At 64.0% G+C, this 20576-nt stretch carries 19 protein-coding genes; 12 read left to right on the forward strand and 7 right to left on the reverse strand.

Going from position 1 to position 20576, the window contains the following annotated elements:
- Positions 1-52: 52 nt before the first annotated feature.
- Positions 53-1057, reverse strand: a complete 1005-nt coding sequence (locus tag FJ979_RS08200) for an inorganic phosphate transporter (protein ID WP_140497030.1) — start codon at positions 1055-1057, stop codon at positions 53-55.
- A gap of 2 nt (positions 1058-1059) precedes the next feature.
- Positions 1060-1701: a DUF47 domain-containing protein gene (locus FJ979_RS08205; RefSeq protein ID WP_140550195.1), complete on the reverse strand. Its 642-nt coding sequence runs from the start codon at positions 1699-1701 to the stop codon at positions 1060-1062.
- A 209-nt stretch (positions 1702-1910) separates the two neighbouring features.
- On the opposite strand from FJ979_RS08205, the gene FJ979_RS08210 reads away from it, so the two are divergent.
- The 12 genes from FJ979_RS08210 (at position 1911) to FJ979_RS08265 (ending at position 14494) form a co-directional block, all read left to right on the forward strand.
- Positions 1911-2288, forward strand: coding sequence for a VOC family protein (locus tag FJ979_RS08210; RefSeq protein ID WP_140580493.1), 378 nt, complete (start codon positions 1911-1913; stop codon positions 2286-2288).
- A 92-nt stretch (positions 2289-2380) separates the two neighbouring features.
- Positions 2381-3280, forward strand: a complete 900-nt coding sequence (locus FJ979_RS08215; RefSeq protein ID WP_140497036.1) for a LysR family transcriptional regulator — start codon at positions 2381-2383, stop codon at positions 3278-3280.
- A 132-nt stretch (positions 3281-3412) separates the two neighbouring features.
- Positions 3413-3892, forward strand: a complete 480-nt coding sequence (locus FJ979_RS08220; protein ID WP_140497038.1) for a formate dehydrogenase subunit gamma — start codon at positions 3413-3415, stop codon at positions 3890-3892.
- The gene (locus tag FJ979_RS08225; RefSeq protein ID WP_140580495.1) at positions 3889-5445 is read left to right on the forward strand and encodes an NADH-quinone oxidoreductase subunit NuoF; all 1557 of its coding nucleotides are present in this window, start codon (positions 3889-3891) and stop codon (positions 5443-5445) included. The genes FJ979_RS08220 and FJ979_RS08225 overlap by 4 nt, the downstream gene beginning before the upstream one ends.
- 10 nt (positions 5446-5455) lie before the next feature.
- Positions 5456-8365 (forward strand): formate dehydrogenase subunit alpha, encoded by a 2910-nt coding sequence (gene fdhF, locus FJ979_RS08230; RefSeq protein ID WP_140580497.1) that lies wholly within the window; start codon positions 5456-5458, stop codon positions 8363-8365.
- Positions 8366-8622: 257 nt separating this feature from the next.
- Entirely contained in the window at positions 8623-9447 is an 825-nt protein-coding gene (gene fdhD, locus FJ979_RS08235; protein ID WP_140580499.1) for a formate dehydrogenase accessory sulfurtransferase FdhD, read from the forward strand.
- Positions 9437-9748: a formate dehydrogenase subunit delta gene (locus FJ979_RS08240; RefSeq protein ID WP_140559723.1), complete on the forward strand. Its 312-nt coding sequence runs from the start codon at positions 9437-9439 to the stop codon at positions 9746-9748. Before fdhD ends, FJ979_RS08240 begins: the two co-directional genes overlap by 11 nt.
- A 112-nt stretch (positions 9749-9860) precedes the next feature.
- The gene (locus FJ979_RS08245) at positions 9861-11414 is read left to right on the forward strand and encodes an alpha/beta fold hydrolase (protein WP_140497048.1); all 1554 of its coding nucleotides are present in this window, start codon (positions 9861-9863) and stop codon (positions 11412-11414) included.
- Between the two features lie 107 nt (positions 11415-11521).
- Entirely contained in the window at positions 11522-12001 is a 480-nt protein-coding gene (locus tag FJ979_RS08250; protein ID WP_140580500.1) for a carboxymuconolactone decarboxylase family protein, read from the forward strand.
- Between the two features lie 18 nt (positions 12002-12019).
- Positions 12020-12448 (forward strand): nuclear transport factor 2 family protein, encoded by a 429-nt coding sequence (locus FJ979_RS08255; RefSeq protein ID WP_224518980.1) that lies wholly within the window; start codon positions 12020-12022, stop codon positions 12446-12448.
- Positions 12449-12481: 33 nt separating this feature from the next.
- Positions 12482-12796, forward strand: a complete 315-nt coding sequence (locus FJ979_RS08260; RefSeq protein ID WP_140580502.1) for a hypothetical protein — start codon at positions 12482-12484, stop codon at positions 12794-12796.
- Positions 12797-13084: 288 nt separating this feature from the next.
- The gene (locus FJ979_RS08265; protein WP_140580504.1) at positions 13085-14494 is read left to right on the forward strand and encodes an FAD-binding oxidoreductase; all 1410 of its coding nucleotides are present in this window, start codon (positions 13085-13087) and stop codon (positions 14492-14494) included.
- 151 nt (positions 14495-14645) lie between these two features.
- Here the strand turns inward: FJ979_RS08265 and FJ979_RS08270 are convergent, their stop codons facing one another.
- From FJ979_RS08270 to FJ979_RS08290, 5 genes are all read right to left on the reverse strand, one after another.
- Positions 14646-16073 carry a gamma-aminobutyraldehyde dehydrogenase gene (locus FJ979_RS08270; RefSeq protein ID WP_140580506.1) on the reverse strand — a complete coding sequence of 476 codons (1428 nt, stop codon included), beginning with the start codon at positions 16071-16073 and terminating at the stop codon, positions 14646-14648.
- 63 nt (positions 16074-16136) lie between these two features.
- A complete protein-coding gene (locus FJ979_RS08275; protein WP_140556820.1) occupies positions 16137-16952 on the reverse strand; it encodes an ABC transporter permease in 816 nt (271 codons plus the stop codon).
- Positions 16942-17907 carry an ABC transporter permease gene (locus FJ979_RS08280; protein ID WP_140497058.1) on the reverse strand — a complete coding sequence of 322 codons (966 nt, stop codon included), beginning with the start codon at positions 17905-17907 and terminating at the stop codon, positions 16942-16944. The genes FJ979_RS08275 and FJ979_RS08280 overlap by 11 nt, the downstream gene beginning before the upstream one ends.
- A 223-nt stretch (positions 17908-18130) precedes the next feature.
- Positions 18131-19129, reverse strand: coding sequence for an ABC transporter ATP-binding protein (locus FJ979_RS08285; protein WP_140580508.1), 999 nt, complete (start codon positions 19127-19129; stop codon positions 18131-18133).
- 188 nt (positions 19130-19317) lie between these two features.
- Positions 19318-20472: an ABC transporter substrate-binding protein gene (locus FJ979_RS08290; RefSeq protein WP_140559728.1), complete on the reverse strand. Its 1155-nt coding sequence runs from the start codon at positions 20470-20472 to the stop codon at positions 19318-19320.
- Positions 20473-20576 lie beyond the last annotated feature (104 nt).

Here is a 20576-nt window from a genome sequence, read left to right on the forward strand (position 1 = left end):
TGCTGCTCACATAGTGCAGATCGCCGGCGGCTCCAAGCGCCAGGCCGCGACATCAGCCTGCCAGGCGAACCGCCAGATAGGTCAGTGCCGAAATCGCCGCCGTCGCCGGCAAGGTGACGACCCATGCGATGACGATGTTGCCGGCTATGCCCCAGCGCACCGCCGAGACACGGCGGGCGGCGCCGACGCCGATGATGGCGCCGGTGATGGTGTGCGTGGTCGAAACCGGAACACCGAGCCATGTCGCAGCGAAGAGGGTGATGGCGCCGCCGGTCTCGGCGCAGAATCCCTGCATCGGGTTGAGCCTGGTGATCTTCGAGCCCATCGTGTGGACGATGCGCCAACCGCCGAACAGCGTGCCCAGCGCCAATGCCGACTGGCAAGTCAGGACCACCCAGAGCGGCACGTAGAAATCCGTTCCGAGCATGCCTTGGGAATAGAGCAGCACGGCGATGATGCCCATGGTCTTTTGCGCATCGTTGCCGCCATGACCGAGCGAATAGAGGGAGGCGGAAAAGAACTGCATGACACGGAAGGTACTGTCGACGGCGAACGGCGTCTGGCGCACGAACAGCCAGGAAACCACCAGGATCAGGAGAAGCGCCAGGACAAAGCCCGTCGCCGGCGACAGGACGATGGCGGCGACCGTCTTGCCGAGCCCCGCCCAGACGATGGCACCCGTGCCGGCCTTTGCGACGCCTGCCCCCACCAATCCGCCGATCAACGCATGCGAACTGCTCGACGGGATGCCGGCGATCCAGGTGACGATATTCCAGACGATGGCGCCGACCAAGGCGGCGAAGATCACCGCCGGGGTGACGATGCTTGCATCGATGATACCTTTGCCCACGGTTTCGGCGACATGAAGGCCAAAGAACATGAAGGCGATGAAATTGAAGAAGGCCGCCCAGAACACCGCGTAATGCGGTCTCAGCACCCGGGTCGAGACAATGGTGGCGATCGAGTTGGCGGCGTCGTGCAGGCCGTTGAGGAAATCGAAGAACAGCGCGACGGCGACGAGGCCGACCAGCAAGGGAAAGGCGATCGCGACTTCCATCGCTAGACGTTCTCGATGACGATGCCGCTGATCTCGTTGGCGACGTCCTCGAAGCGGTCGACCACCTTCTCCAGTTGGCCATAGATCTCCGAGCCGATCAGATAGGCCATCGCATCGCTGCGGCCGTGCCGCCTGAAGAGATCCTTCAGGCCCTGCTCATGCAGATCGTCGGCTCGGCCTTCGGCACGCATGACTTCCTCGGCGAGTTCGTTCAAGCGCGCACTGTTGGCGCCGACCTTGGCCAGCAGCGGGATCGCCTCCGCGACGAGCCTGGCGGCATCGACAATGACGGCGCCCATTTCCTGCATCAGCGGATCGAATTCCCTCTTCTCGAACAGCCGCACCGTCTTGACGGTCTTGTGCATCATGTCGATGGCGTCATCCATCGACTGGATCAGGTCCTTGATATCGCCGCGGTCGAAAGGCGTGATGAATGAGCGCCGCACGGCAAGCAGGACTTCGGCGGTGATATGGTCGGCCTCGTCCTCGAGATCGACGATCTTTTGGCACCAATGCTCGATGTCCTTGCCCAGGAGGAGCTGCTGCAGGGCCTCCGCGCCACCGACCACCGTGCGGGAATGCCGCTCGAACAGGTCGAAGAAGCGATCTTCGCGCGGCAACAGCTTGCGGAACCAGCCCAGCATGTTCGTCCCTCCCGGCGCACCAGTTCCATCCACATAGCGCCGCATGCGCCCATGGGGAACAGTAAGCCGGCTGAAAGATGTGGATGCAGCCAATTGCAGGCACCGCTCGCAATTGGCTGGCCGCCGGCAAAGCGGGGCTCGTCAGGCGACCGGAGCGACCTATTTCCAAGGAGACGCCGGGGACGACAAGCAGCGAAGGAGAAACGATCATGCTTGCAAACAGCAACGCGACGGCCAACCTCGCGGTGAAAGACCTGGCGAAGGCAAAGGCTTTCTATGAGGGGACGCTCGGCCTGAAACAGGTGCATGACGAGGGTGGCGAACTGATCGTGTACAAAAGCGGCGACACCACGATCAATGTCTATCGCTCTCAGTTCGCCGGGACCAACAAGGCGACGGCGGTGACGTGGACGGTCGGCGATGAGATCGACACCGTCGTCAGCGGGCTGAAATCGAAGGGCGTTGCCTTCGAGCACTACGAGATGCCCGGCCTGAGCCTGGAAGGCGACATCCATGTCGGCCACGGCATGAAGGTCGCCTGGTTCAAGGATCCGGACGGCAACATCCTCAATCTCGTCGACCGATAAGTTTCTGCGATCAAGCATCGGCTTGGGGCGATCGACATCGCAGTGGCCGGCAGCCCTCTGGCGCGGTGCGGCGGCGGCGGTTAGCTTCAGATATGATCGACAAGCTGGAATTTTTCATCGCGCTGGCCAAGGAAGAGCATTTCGGGCGGGCTGCCGAAGTGTGCGGCGTCACCCAGCCCACCTTGTCGGCCGGCATCAAGCAACTTGAGGGTCAGCTGGGCGTGATGCTGGTCCTGCGCGGCTCGCGCTTCCAGGGCCTGACCCCGGAGGGCAAGCAGGTGCTGGTGTGGGCGCGCCGCATCGTCGGCGATACCAGAACCATGCGCGAGGAGATGCGGGCGGCGCGGCACGGCTTGTCGGGACGTATCCGCATCGCCGCCATTCCCACCGCGCTCGCCATGGTGGCGCGGCTGACGACGCCATTCCGCGAAAAACACCCCGGCGTCACCTTCTCGGTACTGTCCCGGACCTCGATCGAAGTGCTGTCGCTGCTCGGCAATTTCGATATAGACGCCGGCGTCACCTATCTCGACAACGAACCGCTCGGACGAGTGACCAGCGTACCACTCTACGATGAGCGCTATCAGCTGATCACCGCCATCGGAAACCCCTATTCCGACCGCGACAAGGTGACATGGGCCGAGATCAGCCACCTGCCGCTCTGCCTGCTGACCCCGGACATGCAGAACCGCCGCATCATCGACCAGCACCTGGCCGAGGCCGGTGTCGAGGTCCGGCCGACGCTGGAATCCAATTCGATGATCGTGTTGTTCTCGCATATCCGCACGGGCAAATGGTCCTCGATCATGCCGCTCAACCTCACGGAAACGTTCGGCTTTTCCGAACCTATCAGGGCTATCCCGATCGTCGAGCCGGACGCCAGCCACACGGTCGGGCTGGTGGCCGCGTTGCGCGAACCGCATACGCCGCTGGTTTCGGCGCTGCTGGACGAGGCGATGGCGCTTGCAGACGATTTCCGCGCCCACCGCTAGGTTAGGGAATACAGGTGCTGGAACTCGATAGAAAATTTCTATCGAACGACGGATCAGCTTTATTGATTTCAGGGGTTTCTCCTGATTTTGTAAAGACTTAGCGATAAAGCCACCGACCAGGGAGGGCGCTGCGTGACGATGCAGCCTGCAAGTACCGAGATCGCATCGCGCACGGCCGCGATCATCCAGGAGCTGAAAGATCTCGAAGGTCCGCTGCTGCCGATCCTCCATAACATTCAGGAAGAGTTCGGCCATGTGCCGCAGGCAGCACTCCCGGTCATTGCCGACGGACTGAACCTTTCCAGAGCAGAGGTGCACGGCGTCGTCACCTTCTATCACGATTTCCGCGCCCGCCCGGCAGGCCGGCATGTGCTCAAGCTCTGCCAGGCCGAAGCTTGCCAGTCGATGGGTTCCGACGTGGTCGCCGCCAGGATCAAGCAATTGCTCGGCATTGATTTCCACGAGACGGCGAAAGACGGTTCGGTGACCCTGGAGCCGGTTTATTGCCTCGGGCTGTGCGCCTGCTCGCCCTCGGCGATGCTCGATGGCGAGGTGATCGGGCGGCTCGACAACGAGAAGATCGAAGAAATCGTCGCAAAGGTGCGCTCATGATCCCGCGCATCTACATTCCCGGCGACTCCGGCGCGCTGGCGCTCGGTGCCGAAAGGGTCGCCAAGGCAGTTCGCGCTGAACTCGCCGAGCGCGGCGTTGAGGCCAAGATCGTCCGCAACGGGTCGCGCGGCGCCTATTTCCTAGAGCCTATGGTCGAGGTCGCCACAGCAAACGGCCGCGTCGCCTACGGGCCGGTGAAGCCGTCCGACGTCAAGAGCCTGTTCGACAATGGCTTTCTCACCGGCGGCCATCACAAGCGCTGGCTGGGCGCGCCGGACAAGATCCCGTTCCTGGCCAAGCAGACCCGTCTGACCTTCGCGCGCTGCGGCATCAACGACCCGCTGTCACTCGACGCCTATAAGTCGCTTGGCGGGCTGAAGGGCCTGCAGAACGCGGTGGCCATGGCCCCGGCAGAGATCGTCAGCCAGGTTACGGAGTCCGGCCTGCGCGGCCGCGGCGGCGCCGGCTTCCCGACCGGCATCAAATGGAAGACCGTGCTCGATACGACATCCGAGCGCAAATACATCGTCTGCAACGCCGACGAGGGCGACAGCGCCACCTTCGCCGACCGCATGATCATGGAGGGCGATCCCTTCGTGCTGATCGAAGGCATGGCGATCGCCGGCATCGCCACCGGCGCGACCAAGGGCTTCGTCTACATCCGCTCGGAATATCCGCATGCGGTGGCGGTCATGAACAAGGCCGTCGAGGTCGCCCGCAAGGCCGGCGTGCTCGGCGTCAGCGTGCTCGGTTCGGCCACCGCCTTCGACATGGAGATCCGCGTCGGCGCGGGCGCCTATGTCTGCGGCGAGGAGACCTCGCTTCTGAACAGCCTGGAAGGCAAACGCGGCGTGGTGCGCGCCAAGCCGCCGCTGCCGGCAATCCAGGGCCTTTTCGGCAAGCCGACGGTGATCAACAACGTCATCTCGCTGGCTTCGGTGCCCGTCATCATGGACAAGGGCGCCGCCTACTACAAGAATTTCGGCATGGGCCGCTCGCGCGGCACGATCCCGATCCAGATCGCCGGCAACGTCAAGCGCGGTGGCCTGTTCGAGGCGGCTTTCGGCATGACGCTGGGCGAAATCATCGACGATATCGGCGGCGGCACGGCCACCGGCCGGCCGGTGAAGGCGGTGCAGGTCGGCGGCCCGCTCGGCGCCTATTTTCCGCGCGCGCTGTTCGACACACCGTTCGACTATGAGGAATTCGCCAAGCGCGATGGACTGATCGGCCATGCCGGCATCACCGTATTCGACGACACCGCCGACATGCTGAAGCAGGCGCGCTTCGCCATGGAGTTCTGCGCCATCGAAAGCTGCGGCAAGTGCACGCCCTGCCGCATCGGCTCGACGCGCGGGGTGGAGACCATCGACAGGCTCGCCGCCGGCATAGAGCCGGAGAAGAACCTCGCCCTGGTTACCGATCTCTGCAACACGATGAAGTTCGGATCGCTCTGCGCGCTGGGCGGCTTCACGGCCTACCCGGTGATGAGCTCGATCACGCATTTCCCCGAGGATTTCAAGCCCGCGCCGGCGCGCGTGGCTGCTGAATAGGAGCTGGCAGATGAACATCAAGGCCGACTTCCCGACGCTTATCGAAGAGATCGATTACGGAACTCCGCAATCGAAGGCTGAGAAGCGGATCACGCTGACCGTCGACGGCCGCAGCATCAGCGTGCCGGAAGGCACGTCGATCATGCGCGCCGCGATGGAAAGCGGGGTCGAGATCCCGAAGCTATGCGCCACGGACATGCTGGACTCGTTCGGTTCCTGCCGCGTTTGCCTGGTCGAGATCGAAGGGCGCGGCGGCACGCCGGCGTCCTGCACGACGCCTGTCGGCGAAGGCATGGTGGTGCGCACGCGGTCGGAACGGCTCGACGCCATTCGCCGCGGCGTCATGGAGCTCTATGTCTCCGACCATCCGGTGGGCTGGAACGAGAAGGCCGGCACCGGCGCCAGTGAGTTCGACGCGGTGGCGAAGTCGGTTGGCCTGACCGAGAACCGCTACGGCGTCGAAGGCCGCAATCACGTCAAGGAGGATGGCGTCGCGCCCGGCCACGGCTCGCTGGCCGTCGACTACGTCGCGCGTGACGAATCCAATCCGTATTTCACCTATGATCCGGCGCAATGCATCGTCTGTTCGCGTTGCGTGCGGGCCTGCGAAGAGGTGCAGGGCACCTTCGCGCTGACGATCGAGGGCCGCGGCTTCGAATCGCGCATGGTCGCCGGCATGCACGAGGATTTCATCGCTTCCGAATGCGTGTCCTGCGGCGCCTGCGTGCAGGCCTGCCCGACCGATGCGCTGCGCGAGAAGACAGTGCTCGCCAAGGGCCTGCCGGAACGCTCGGCCGTCACCACCTGCGCCTATTGCGGCGTCGGCTGCTCGTTCAAGGCCGAAGTGAAGGACGACGAGGTCATCCGCATGATGCCCTACAAGGAGGGCAAGGCCAATCACGGCCATTCCTGCGTGAAGGGCCGCTTCGCCTATGGCTATGCCACTCACAAGGACCGCATCCTGTCGCCGATGATCCGCGAGAAGGTCAGCGATCCCTGGCGCGAAGTGAGTTGGGAGGAGGCGATCGCCCACACGGCCAAGGAGTTCCGCCGCATCCAGTACCAGTACGGACGTACGGCGATCGGCGGCATCACCTCGTCGCGTTGCACCAATGAGGAGACCTATCTGGTCCAGAAGCTGGTGCGCCAGGGCTTCCGCAACAACAATGTCGATACCTGCGCGCGCGTCTGCCATTCGCCGACCGGCTACGGGCTCGGCCAGACCTACGGCACCTCGGCCGGCACGCAGGATTTCGATTCCGTCGAATTCACCGACGTCGCCGTCATCATCGGCGCCAATCCGGCTTCCGCACACCCGGTGTTCGCCTCGCGGCTGAAGAAGCGGCTGCGCCAGGGGGCCAAGCTGATCGTGCTCGACCCGCGCCGCACCGAGATGGTCAAGTCGGCGCATATCGAAGCCGACTACCACCTGCCGCTGAAGCCCGGCACCAATGTCGCCGTGCTGACGGCGCTCGCACATGTCATCGTCACCGAAGGCCTGTTCGACGAGGCCTTCGTCCGCGAGCGCTGCGACTGGACGGAATTCCAGGACTGGGCGTCCTTCGTCGCCCTGCCGGAGAACAGCCCCGAAACCGTCGGCAAGCTGTCCGGCGTCGATCCCGAACTGATCCGCGGTGCGGCACGTCTCTACGCCAAGGGCGGCAACGGGGCGATCTACTACGGCCTCGGCGTCACCGAGCACAGCCAGGGCTCGACCACGGTGATGGCGATTGCCAATCTCGCTATGGCCACCGGCAATATCGGTCGCCCGGGCGTCGGCGTGAACCCGCTGCGCGGCCAGAACAACGTGCAGGGCTCGTGCGACATGGGCTCCTTCCCGCACGAACTGCCAGGCTATCGCCATGTCTCGGGCGACGCGGTGCGCGACATCTATGAAAGCCTGTGGGGCGTGAAGCTGGACGACGAACCCGGCCTGCGTATCCCCAACATGCTGGATGCCGCCGTCGACGGCTCCTTCAAGGGCATCTACATCCAGGGCGAGGACATCCTGCAGTCCGATCCCGACACCAAGCATGTCGCCGCCGGACTGGCCGCGATGGAATGCGTGGTCGTGCACGACCTTTTCCTCAACGAGACGGCGAACTACGCGCATGTGTTCCTGCCGGGCTCGACCTTCCTTGAGAAGGACGGCACCTTCACCAATGCCGAGCGCCGCATCAACATGGTGCGCAAGGTGCTGGAACCGAAGGCGCGTTACGCCGATTGGGAAGCGACGCAGGAGCTTGCCCGTTCCGTCGGGCTGGACTGGAACTATGCGCATCCGTCCGAGATCATGGACGAAATCGCCAAGACGACGCCGAGCTTCTCCGGCGTCTCCTTCGAGTTGCTCGACCGCCTCGGATCGGTGCAGTGGCCCTGCAATGAGAAGGCCCCTCTCGGCACCCCGGTCATGCATGTCGACGGCTTTGTGCGCGGCAAGGGCAAGTTCATCCGCACCGAATATGTGGCGACGGACGAGCGAACCGGGCCGCGCTTCCCGCTGCTTTTGACCACCGGCCGGATCCTGTCGCAGTACAATGTCGGCGCGCAAACGCGGCGCACCGACAATATCATGTGGCACTCCGAGGACCGGCTGGAGATCCATCCGCACGACGCCGAGAACCGCGGTTTGCGCGACGGCGACTGGGTGCGGCTGACCAGCCGCTCCGGCGAGACGACGCTGCGCGCGCAGATCACCGACAGGGTGTCACCGGGCGTGGTCTATACGACCTTCCACCATCCCGACACGCAGGCCAACGTCATCACCACGGACTTTTCGGACTGGGCGACCAACTGTCCGGAATATAAGGTGACGGCGGTGCAGGTCGGTGCCTCCAACGGACCATCGGAATGGCAACGCAACTATGACGAGCAGGCGCGCAACAGCCGCCGCATCGCCCCGCTGGAAGCGGCGGAGTAGTATAGAGACAAAATCTTGACGGCAGGTCGACCCCCACTCCGTCGAGCTTCGCTCGACACCTCTCCCCCGATCGACGGGGGAGAGGAAAGGCGCGAGCGTGCGTCAGCTGGCTTCCTTCCTCTCCCTCCGGAGGGGGGAGAGGTGGCGCTGCGTAGCAGCGACGGAGTGGGGGAAGCCCTCCGAGAGCAAATGCCGTTTAAGGCTGGCAAATCCCTTTGCTTCCTCGACGAAATGTCCAGCAGGACAGGCGGTGCTGCGTGAAGCGTGCCGCCATTTCCCAGACCTCCCGCCTAGCCCATCGCGCCAGCGGCACGGCAGCGGCCCGCCGCATGGTGCCGGAAGAAACGCCGGTGGCGTTCTCCTTTGCCGGCACGACGCACGCGGTGATGATGGCGAGCCCGGCCGATTTGAAGGATTTCGCGCTCGGTTTCTCGCTGACCGAAGGCATCATCGCTTCATCCGACGAAATCGAGGCGATCGAGGTCGAGGATCTCGGCGCCGGCATCGACATCCAGATTCGACTGAAGGACCAGGCCAACACGCGCTTCGAGGCGCGGCGGCGCAGGCTCGCCGGACCGGTTGGCTGCGGGCTGTGCGGCATCGAATCCATCGAGGAAGCGATGCGCTCGGTCGATACAGTTGGTGCGTCTAAACTTACGCTTGATGCCGGCGACATCGTCCGTTCCGTCAAGCTTCTCGCCAAGATGCAGCCGCTGCACAGCGAGACGGGCGCGGTGCACGCCGCCGGCTTCTATATCCCCGGCAAGGGCACCGTCATTGCGCGCGAGGATGTCGGCCGTCACAACGCACTGGACAAGCTGGCCGGCGCATTGGCCAAGGCCGGCATCGACGGCGCGACCGGCGCGGTGGTGGTGACGTCGCGCGTCTCCGTCGAGATGGTGCAGAAGACGGCGACGATCGGCTCGCCCTTCATCATTGCCGTCTCTGCGCCGACCGCGCTCGCCGTCCGCACCGCCGAACAGGCCGGCATGACGCTGGTGGCCTTGGTTCGCGGCGACGATTTCGATATTTTCACCCATCCGGACCGGGTGGTTCGCGGAGTTGCCAAACATGTCGCATGACGAAGACCACATCATGAGCACCAGCGAGAAGCTGGTGCGGATGGCCAACCAGATCGCGGCCTTTTTCCACTCCAGGCCGCGCGAAGAAGGCGTGGCCGGGGTGGCCGAGCATATCAACAAATTCTGGGAGCCGAGGATGCGGCGTCAGTTCTTCGAGATGCTGGACAGCGGCGGCGACGGCTTCGATGAACTCGTCGTGGCTGCCTCGACCAGGATCAAGCGGCCGGTCTCGCCCGCCGAGGCCGATCTGAAGCTCGGGCTCAAGCTTCCCCCAGGCGACGTAGCCGTCTCGCAAAAATAGCCATTGGTTCGCGTCCGCTTATATTTCCTTCCGCTAAAGTTTAAGCTGCCGCACGCGACGCAGCTCTGCTATGGTCAGCGATCCGAAATCGCCAGGCCGGGCGGAACAACTCGTGAGGCCGATCGAGACCCGATACGCCCGTAGCGGCGATGTGCGGATCGCCTATCAGGTGGTCGGCCAAGGCGCGTTCGATCTCGTCTTCGTGCCGGGCTTCATCTCCAATCTCGACCTGCATTGGGAGGATGAAGGCTATAGCAGGCTGCTGAAACGGCTTTCCGCCTTCTCAAGGCTGATCCTGTTCGACAAGCGCGGCACCGGCCTGTCCGACCGCGTCGATGCCAACCATCTCCCCAGCCTCGAAACGCGCATGGACGACGTGCGTGCGGTGATGGACGCGGCCGGCAGCGGCCGCGCGGCCCTGCTCGGCGCCTCGGAAGGCGCTCCGATGGCCATGCTGTTCGCCGCCACGTATCCGGAGCGGACGCGCGCCCTGGCGCTCTATGGCGGCTATGCCCATTTCCACCGATGGGTAATGCCGCCGGAACGGCTGGAGGCATTCATCGCGACGACGGAAACCGCCTGGGGCACAGGCGCCACCTTGCCGCATTTTGCGCCCGGCCGCGTCGAAGACAGTCACTTTGCCGCCTGGTGGTCGCGATTCGAGCGGCTGTCGGCAAGTCCAACGGCGGCGGCGGCGCTGGCGCGCATGAATGCCGGCATAGACGTGCGCGGCATACTCTCGGCGATCAGCGCGCCGACGCTGCTGATCCACCGCCGCAACGACGCGCGCGTCGATCCCGATGCCAGCCGCTTTCTCGCCCGGAAAATCCCGAACGCCCGGCTTGTCGAAATCCCCGGGCGCGACCACCCGGTGTGGACCGGTGATGTCGACCGGGTCGCCGACCTGATCGAGGAATTCCTGACCGGCGAGCCGGCCGTGGCCGACAGCGAGCGCGTGCTCGCCGCATTGCTGGTGACGCGTATCTACGATACGGCGCGCCTCGGCGATCGCATGTGGAGCGAGCGCAGCCAGCGATTCCAGGAGACCTGGCGATTGCTGGTGGGGCGCCATGGCGGACGTGTCGCAGGCACGCATGGCGAGCTGATGATCTCGCGCTTCGACGGTCCGGCGCGCGCCATACGCTGCGCGGCGGCATTGCGCGAAGCGGCGCAGGAGATCGGTGTGGCCAGTGCACAGGGCGTGCATGTCGGCGAGATCGAGATGCGCGGACCGCCGGTCGGCTTGACTGCACGCGTGACCATACAACTTGCGGCCCATGCCAGCCGCGGCGAGATCCTGGCGTCGCGGCTGGTTTCCGACCTGGCGACCGGCTCCGGCCTACACTTCATCGATGGCGGACGCATTGCGCTCGACGAGTTGGACGAGCCGTTGGCGTTTGTTCTTGCGACGTCCGAGCAGCATCTGGAACCCGCCTGCCGATCCAAGCCCAGGCCTGCCGAACCGGCCGCGCTGACGGCGCGCGAAAGCGAGGTGGTGAGCCTGATCGCCGACGGCAAAAGCAATGCCGCGATCGCCGCCGAGCTCAACCTCAGCGAGCATACGGTCAAGCGTCACGTCGCCAACATATTGCTCAAGCTCGACCTGCCGTCGCGGGCGGCGGCGGCCGCGTTTTCGGCACGGAACCCTGGCCCGCACGGGCCATAAAGGCCATGGCGCTTTCGGGCGAAGCGGCCGATGGCGTCGGGGATTATCAATTCTTCCCATGCAGGCCAGGCGATATCGCCGTGACGGTACTGCGAAGGGAGGATGAAATGGTGAAATCAAGTCGCAAGACCAGATTGCTCGTCATCGCGGCCGGCGTCGGCGCCTTGCTGGCCCTGGCTCCGGCGCGGGCCGAGGATGCCTCGGCGACGGCAGCATACAAGGACATAGAGGCCACGCTCGGCTCCGTACCGGACATGTTCAGGACTTTGCCTGACGTGGCGGTCGCCGGTGCCTGGGCCGAGATAAAGTCGATGCAGCTCAACCCCAAGACCGCACTCGACGGCAAGACCAAGGAACTCATCGGGCTTGCCGTCGCCTCGCAGATTCCTTGCCAGTACTGCGTCTACTTCCACACCGAGGCCGCCAAGCTCAACGGCGCGACCGACGAGGAGATCAAGGAAGCGGTGGCGATGGCGGCGATCGTTCGCCACTGGTCGACGATGCTCAACGGCAGCCAGGTCGACCTCACAGCCTTCAAGAAGCAGACCGACGACGTGTTCGCGGCCGTGAAGGCCAAGTCGCAGTGACACTATCGCTGCACGGCGATGACCGCCGGGCAGCACTTTGCTCATCAACCGCCCGATCGGGAAGACGGGCCCATGGAGGACGAAATGCTGACCAAGACACAGACCGTTGACGGCGCGGCAATCAAGAAAGCCATCGAAGGGCGCGACGGACAGATGCTGTCGAGCTTTTACGCCGACGATGCGGTGTTGCGGGTCGTCGACCGCAATAATCCGCCGAGCAAGCCGCGCGAGATCCGCGGCCGAGCGGCGATCAGCACATTCTGGGACGACATCTGCAGCCGGGCAATGACCCACAAGGTCGATACCACCATTGCCGATGGCGACAATCTCGCCTTCACGCAAGCCTGCGCCTACCCGGACGGGACCAAGGTGTTCTGTGCGGCGATGCTGGAACTCAAGGGCGGGCGGATTGCACGGCAGACGGTCGTGCAGGCCTGGGACGAGTAAGCGGCATCAGCCGCATCTTCGGAGGAGGAAAACATGTTCAGCGCCAGATGGCAGATCGACGCCAGGTTCGGACACAAGCAGACCGTGCTCGACCTCATGCGGAAATGGGAATCCGAGATCGGTTCGCAGGTCGGCGTCGCCGACCTGAAGTTCCAGATCATGACGGGTTCGATCGGCGCGCGGGAGGCGACGGTCGAATCTCACCACCAGGTCGAAAGCCTGGCCCAGTTGGAAGAGTTCTTCGCCAGGATCGGCAAGATCGACGCGCATGCCAAATGGGGCAAGGAGATCGAGCCTTACGTCGTGTCGGGCACCAGCCTCTGGCAGATTTTCCGCATCGTCGAATAATGCATGTCGCCCAAAGGTGCCCATAGAACAACGATCTGAAGCGCGCCGCATCGGTCCCTTTCGACGCGACGCGCTTTCGCTACCATGACGGCTTCCGCCTGCCCGCTATGGCTCTCCCGGGCCATTTCCCCACTGGCCCTTTCGGGCGAAGCAGCGAGGAGCCGGATCGGTGCAATGTGCTCTCCTGCACCATCCTGCGCACCCGACGGATGGACGGCACAAGCAAAGCAACAAGATAAATCGTCGCGTCGAAACCATATGGCGCGGGCGCGATCAGGGAGGAAACCGATGACCGACGAAACCTATGCAAAACTGCGTGAAGGCTTGCGCGGAGAGCTGATCCTGCGCGGCGAAGCCGGCTATGAGGAGGCCCGCAAGGTCTACAACGGCATGATCGACAAGAGTCCGGCGCTGATTGCACGCTGCGTCGATGTCGCCGACGTGATCGCCGCTGTAAGGTTCGCGCGCATAAACGACCTCCTCATCGCCGTGCGCAGCGGCGGCCACAACGGCGCGGGATTGGGGATTTGCGACAACGGTCTCGTCATCGACCTGTCGATGATGAAAGGCGTCCATGTCGACCCGAAAACCCGCACCGTGAGGGTCGCGCCCGGCTGCACTTCGGGCGACGTGGACCACGCCACCCATCCTTTCGCGCTCGCCGTTCCGTTCGGCATCGTTTCGACCACGGGCGTCGCCGGCCTTACCCTCGGTGGAGGAACCGGCTATCTCACGCGCAAATACGGCCTCACCATCGATAATCTGATCGAGGCCGATCTGGTGCTGGCCGATGGCAGCATGGCGAAGGCCAGCAAAAGCGAGAATCCCGACCTGTTCTGGGCGCTCCGGGGCGGCGGCGGCAATTTTGGCGTGGTAACCAGCTTCCTGTTCCAGGCTCATCCGGTGAACATGATCTTCGGCGGTCCGGTGTTCTGGGACGCCAGGCACGCGTCGGCGGTCATGCGTACCTATCGCGACTACCTGCCGGAAGCGCCGGAAGACCTCGGCGCTTTCGTCGGCCTCAAATCCGTCCCTTCGAGCGATCCTTTCCCGCGCGAGCATTGGGGCAAGCGCGCCTGTGCCATCATCTCGTGCTACAACGGCACGGAGGAGGACGGGCGCAAGGCCATGGCGCCGCTGCTGGACACCTTGCCGCCGCCAATGTTCAACTGGATGGGCGTAATGCCGTTCCCGGCGATGCAGTCGCTATTCGACCCGCTCCTTCCGAAAGGCCTGCAATGGTACTGGAAGGGCGATTTCGTCAAGTCGCTTCCCGACGAAGCGATCGCGACCCATATCGCCCAGGCCGCCCAGGCGCCCAGCGAATTGTCGCTTATGCATCTATACCCGATTGACGGCGCCGTCCGCCGCGTCGGCAAGGACGAGACCGCCTGGAACGCGCGTGACGCAAGCTGGTCGATGGTCATCGCCGCCATCGACCCCGATCCGGGCAAAGCCGCCGACCTGACCGCGTGGGCACGGAATTACTGGGCGAGCGTCCATCCCCATAATGGCGAGGGCGGCTACGTGAACTTCATGATGGACGATGAAGGAGACGCGCGCTTGCAGGCGAGCTATGGCGGAAATTACGAGCGGCTGAGCCAGGTTAAGCGAACCTACGACCCATCCAATGTCTTCCGGGTCAACCTGAACATCAAGCCTGCGACATCGGCGATGCCGGGCCGGACGGCCGCGTAGTGCCGGGGTCTCGCCGCTGATGCCGTTCGGCGGCCGTGCCTGTCAAATGCAGCGCAATCGCGAAGTGGAATGGCGCTGACGACCCTCTCAAGCGGGGTCGCCGGCGCCGGCCACAGCCATATAAGATCTGCCTTTGCCGGAAGGAGACAGATTACCCGTGCGCCACCATCACATGGCGCACGGCGGTATAATCCTCCAGCGCGTAGAGCGACATGTCCTTGCCGTAACCGGACTGCTTCAGCCCGCCATGCGGCATCTCGTTGGTCAGCATGAAGTGGGTGTTGATCCAGGTGCAGCCATATTGCAGGCGAGCGGCCGTCGCCATGGCGCGCGAGACGTCCCTGGTCCACACCGACGATGCCAGCCCATAATCGCTGTCATTGGCCCAGTTCACCGCCTCGTCGACTTCCGTGAAACGGGTGACCGAGACCACCGGGCCGAAGACTTCGCGGCGCACGATCTCGTCCTCCTGCAAGGCGCCGGCGACGACGGTCGGCTGGTAGTAGAAGCCGGTGCCCTCGCCCGGCTTGCCGCCGGTGGTGATCTCGATGTGCTTCAATTCCGAGGCGCGCTCGACGAAGCTCGAGACACGGTCGCGTTGGCGGCGCGAGATCAGCGGGCCGATCTCGTTCTCGGCATCGTCCGGCAGATTGTACTTGATGGTCGACACGGCCGAGGAGAGATCGGCGACGAGCTTGTCGTAGACCTTCTTGCCGGCATAGATGCGGCAGGCGGCGGTGCAGTCCTGGCCGGCATTGTAGTAGCCGAAAGCGCGCAGGCCGTTGACCACGGCGCCGAGGTCGGCATCATCGAAGACGATGACCGGGGCCTTGCCGCCGAGTTCCAGATGCGTGCGCTTGACCGACTTGGCGGCCGCCTGCAGCACCTTCTTGCCGGTGGCGACATCGCCGGTGATCGAGATCATGTTGACCTTGGGATGGTTGATCAGCGTATTGCCGACGCTGTCGCCGCGTCCGAGCACGACATTGACGACCCCTTCGGGCAGGATTTCGGCCAGGATCTTCGCCAGTTTCAGCGCCGTCAGCGGCGTCTGTTCCGACGGTTTGAAGACGACCGTATTGCCGCCGCCGATCGCCGGCGCCAGCTTCCAGGCCATCATCATCAACGGGTAATTCCACGGCGCGATGGAAGCGACGATGCCGATCGGATCGCGCCGGACCATCGAGGTGTGGCCCGGCAGGTATTCGCCGGCTACCTGGCCTGGCATGGAGCGGACGGCGCCGGCGAAGAAACGGTAGCAGTCGACGATCGCCGGGATTTCATCATTGAGCACGGCATTGATCGGCTTGCCGCAGTTCAGCGCCTCGAGCGCCGCGAATTCCCTGGCTTCGGCCTCTATGCGGTCGGCGATCTTAAGGAGATAGCCCGAGCGCTGCGCGGGCGTGGTACGCGACCAAGCCGTGAACGCCTTCCCGGCAGCCGCCACCGCCGCCTCGATCTGCGCCGGGCTCGCCTCGGGGAGATTGAGAATGGTCGCCCCGGTCTTCGGATTGAGGACCGACTCCTCGGTCTCGGTGCCTTTCTCGAACTTCGAGCCGATCAGCATCTGGGTGTCCATTGGTTTCTCCTTGAAGAGGAGCGAATGCGAATAGTGCTACCCGCTATTCCCTATTCGCTGTTTTCATTTCCCGCTGCCGGCGATCTGGTCGCCGTCGCGGGTCAGGTAGTAGGCGGCGAGGATCGGCAGCAGCGTCACCAGCACCACCACCATCGCCACGACATTGGTGACCGGGCGCTGGCGCGGGCGGATCAGTTCTTCAAGCATCCAGATCGGCATCGTCTGCTGCTGGCCGGCGGTGAAGGTGGTGACGATGACCTCGTCGAACGACAGCGCGAAGGCCAGCATGCCGCCGGCAAGCAGCGCCGTGGCGATGTTGGGCAACACGATATGCCGGAAGGTCTGGAAACCATCCGCGCCGAGATCCATCGAGGCCTCGATCATCGAGCCCGAGGTGCGGCGGAAGCGGGCAACGGCATTGTTGTAGACGACAACCACGCAGAAGGTGGCGTGGCCGAGCACGATTGTCCAGAACGAGAACGGAATGTCGGCCAGCGCGAAAGCCGAACGCAGCGCAATGCCGGTGATGATGCCGGGCAGCGCGATCGGCAGGATGACCAGCAGCGAAATGGTTTCACGGCCGAAGAATTTCGTCCGTGACACCGCGGCGGCGCACAGCGTGCCGAGAACCAGCGCGATGGCCGTCGAGATGGCGGCGACGCGCACCGAGAGCGACAGCGCTTGCCACACGTCCGGCCGGTTCCAGGTGACGGCGAACCACTGCGTGGTGAGCCCCGGCGGCGGCCAGACGAAGCTCTTCTCTTCGGTCGTGAAGGCATAGACGAAGATCAGCAGGATCGGTAGATGCAGGAACAGCAGGCCGCAGGCCGCAGCGATCTTCAGGCCAAGCGGAGCCGATTGGGCACGGTCAGAGCGCATCGAAGGCCCCCATGCGCTTGGCGCCCCAGAGATAGAAGCCCATGATGACGATCGGCACCACCGTGAAGGCGGCGGCGAGCGGGATGTTGCCGGCCGTGCCTTGCTGCGAATAAACGGCCTGGCCGATGAACAGGCGCGACGTGCCGATGATCTGCGGGATGATGTAGTCGCCCAATGTCAGCGAAAAGGTGAAGATCGAGCCGGCGACGATCCCCGGCAGCGCCAGCGGGAACAGCACATTGCGGAAGGTCTGGCCTGGCGAGGCACCGAGATCGGAAGAGGCCTCGACCAAATTGCCGGGCACGCGCTCGAGGGCTGCCTGCACCGGCAGGATCATGAAGGGCAGCCAGACATAGACGAAGACGATGAAGGTGCCGGTGAAGGACACCGACAGCGAGTTGCCGCCGACGACCGGCAGCGACAGCCACGCATCGAGCAACCACAACAGGTTCAGCTTGGCGAGCAGCCAGGTGAGAATGCCTTCCTTGGCCAGGATCAGTTTCCAGGCGTAGATCTTGACCAGGTAGCTCGACCACAGCGGCAGCATGACGCCGAGATAGAACAGCGCCTTCCAGCGGCCGCGCGCATAGCGCGCCGCGTAGTAGGCGATGGGGAAAGCGACGACGGCCGAGGCCAGGGTCACCAGGGCCGCCATCGTCACCGTGCGCAGGATGATGTCGAGATTGGCGGCCTGCAACAGGTCGCCATAGGTCTTCAACGTGAACTCACGATTGATGAGGCCGGAGAACTCGTCGATCGAGAAAAAGCTCTGCGCCAAAAGAGCGAACAACGAGCCGATGTAGACGATGCCGAGCCACAGGACCGGCGGCAGCAGCATAAGCAGAAGGAGCAGTTGCGGCCTGCGCCAGAAGAGGTCGGAGAGCGCGCCGCGTATGCCGCCGCTGCCGGGCAGGATGGCAGGGGCTGGGCTGGGGTTGAGCGCGGCAATGGTCATGGGGCCGCCGTGTGCTGAAGAGAATTATATGAGAGGCCGCGTTCTGCGTCGCCCCCCTCTGTCCTGCCGGACATCTCCCCCTCACGGGGGGAGATTGGCAATTTCTCGGCCTCGCCAATTCTGCGACGTTGGAAATTGGCGAAACCCGAAAGGGCAGCCAATCTCCCCCCTTGAGGGGGAGATGTCCGGCAGGACAGAGGGGGGTGCTTCGCGCAAGCCTTCATCACACCGGCTCGTCCATCAAATGCAGGCTCTCGCGGTTGAAGGTGAGCACCACCGCCTCGCCTTCCCTGGGCAAGGCCGTGCCGGCAGGCACGATGGCGTGCAATTTCAGACCGTCGGCATCGAGCGCCAGCCTGGTGGTCGCCCCGAGATAGTTAGTTGAGACGAGGCGCGCGGCGACGCCCTCGCCGCTCGCCGCGCGGCCGACGCGGATGGATTCGGGGCGCAGGCTGCCCCAGCCGCGCTGGCCGCAATAACGCTGGACGAAATCCGGCGGCAGCACGTTGGAGGAACCGACGAAATCGGCGACGAAGCGAGTGCTCGGCCGCTGGTAGATATCTTCCGGCGTGCCGATCTGCATGATCCTGCCGTCGTTGAAGACGGCGACGCGATCGGCCATCGACAGCGCCTCGCCCTGATCGTGGGTGACGAAGACGAACGTTATGCCGAGCGCCTTTTGCAGCGACTTCAGCTCTTCCTGCATGTTCTCGCGCAATTTGAGGTCGAGCGCGCCGAGCGGCTCGTCGAGCAGCAGCACCTTGGGCTGGTTGACCAGTGCGCGGGCCAGCGCGACGCGCTGGCGCTGACCGCCGGAAAGCTGGCCGGGGCGGCGGGCGCCGTAGCCGGGCAGCCTGACCAGCGACAGCGCCTCTTCCGCTGCCTTGTGCCGCCCGGCTTTGCCGACGCCCTTGACCATCAAACCATAGGCGACATTGTCGAGCACATCGAGATGCGGGAACAGCGCATAGTCCTGGAAGACGGTGTTGACGTTGCGGCGATAGGGCGGAACACCCTCGGCGCGCTCGCCGAAGATCGAAATCGAACCCGCCGTCGGCTGCTCGAAGCCGGCAATGAGGCGCAGGCAGGTCGTCTTGCCGGAGCCCGACGGCCCGAGCATGGCGAAGAACTCGCCAGGCACGATTTCGAGGTCGACCGTGTCGACGGCGCGCACGCTGCCGAAATGGCGCGAGACTTTTTGAAAGGAAACGGCTGAGGTCATGGAGTGTCCTGATCTGCCGGGCTCATCGATCTCAGGCGGCGCCGCCCCTCATCCGCCTGCCGGCACCTTCTCCCCGTGAAGGACAGGGAAAGGGACGCGCGCCAACGCTGGCGATACCCTCTCCCCGTTCTTCACGGGGAGAGGGTAAGGGTGAGGGGCGGCGCCGGCTTCGGCAAAGTAAGGCTAGGTCACCGCCCGCCGATGACGCCGATATAGTCCGACACCCAGCGGTAATAGGGCACGCACTGGTCGTTCTGGGTGGCGCATTTGGTCACCGGCGTCTTCCAGAACTTGATCTTGTCGAAATTTTCGTAGCCGTTGGTCTTGCAGCCTTCGTCGGTCAGCAGCTCGTTGCCCTTGCAGGCGGCGGGGACGACCGGCAGCGAGCCGAACCAGGCCGAGACGTCGCCCTGCACCTTGGGCGAAAGCGAGTGTTCGAGCCACATATAGGCGCAGTTCGGATGTGCCGCGTCGGCTTCCATCATGGTGGTGTCGGCCCAGCCGGTGACGCCTTCCTCCGGCACGGTCGAGGCTATGGGCTTCTTGGCCGCGATCAGCGTGTTGACCTGGTATGGCCACGAGCCGGAGGCAACCACGCCTTCGTTCTGGAAATCGTCGACCTGGATGGCGGCGTCGTGCCAGTAGCGGCCGACCAGCGTGCGCTGGACGCGCAGCAACTCAAGCGCGGCCTTGTACTGGTCCTCGTTCAACTCATAGGGGTCCTTGATGCCGAGCTCCGGCTTGTGGAACATCAGGTAGTTGGCGGCATCGGCAATGTGGATCGGGCCGTCATAGGCCTGGACGCGGCCCTTGTTGGACTTGCCGTCCGGCAGCTTCATCTCCTCGAAGACGATGTTCCAGCTCTTGGGCGCTTCCTTGAAGACATCGGTATTGTACATCAGCACGTTCGGCCCCCACTGGTAGGGAACGCCGTAATGCACCTTGTCGACGGTGAACCAGGGGGCGTCCTTGATGCGGTCGTCGACCGTCTTCCAACTCGGGATGAGATCGGTATTGATCGGCTGCACGCGCTTGCCGGCAACGAGGCGCAGCGATGCATCGCCCGAAGCGGTGACGAGGTCGAAGCCGCCCTCGTTCATCAGCGAGACCATCTCGTCCGACGTGTTGGCGGTCTTGACGTTGACCTTGCAGCCGCTTTCCTTCTCGAAGGCGGTTACCCAGTCATAGCCCTTGTCGGTTTCGCCACGCTCGATATAGCCCGGCCAGGCGACGATATTGACCTCGCCTTCACCTTTGCCGAGTTCCGTGACCTGAGCGATGGCCTGGCCGGAGAAGGTCAGCGCGACCGTCAATGCAGTGCATGACTTCAGGAATGAATTCATCGTCGATCTCCCATTGATAGGGCCCGCGCTTCGGCGGCGGCTTGTTCCCTGAAGCGAAGTTGCTGTGAAAATCCCGGTTTCGCAAATTCATTTATCAGAAGGGG

Source organism: Mesorhizobium sp. B1-1-6 (assembly GCF_006443035.1).
GTDB lineage: Bacteria > Pseudomonadota > Alphaproteobacteria > Rhizobiales > Rhizobiaceae > Mesorhizobium.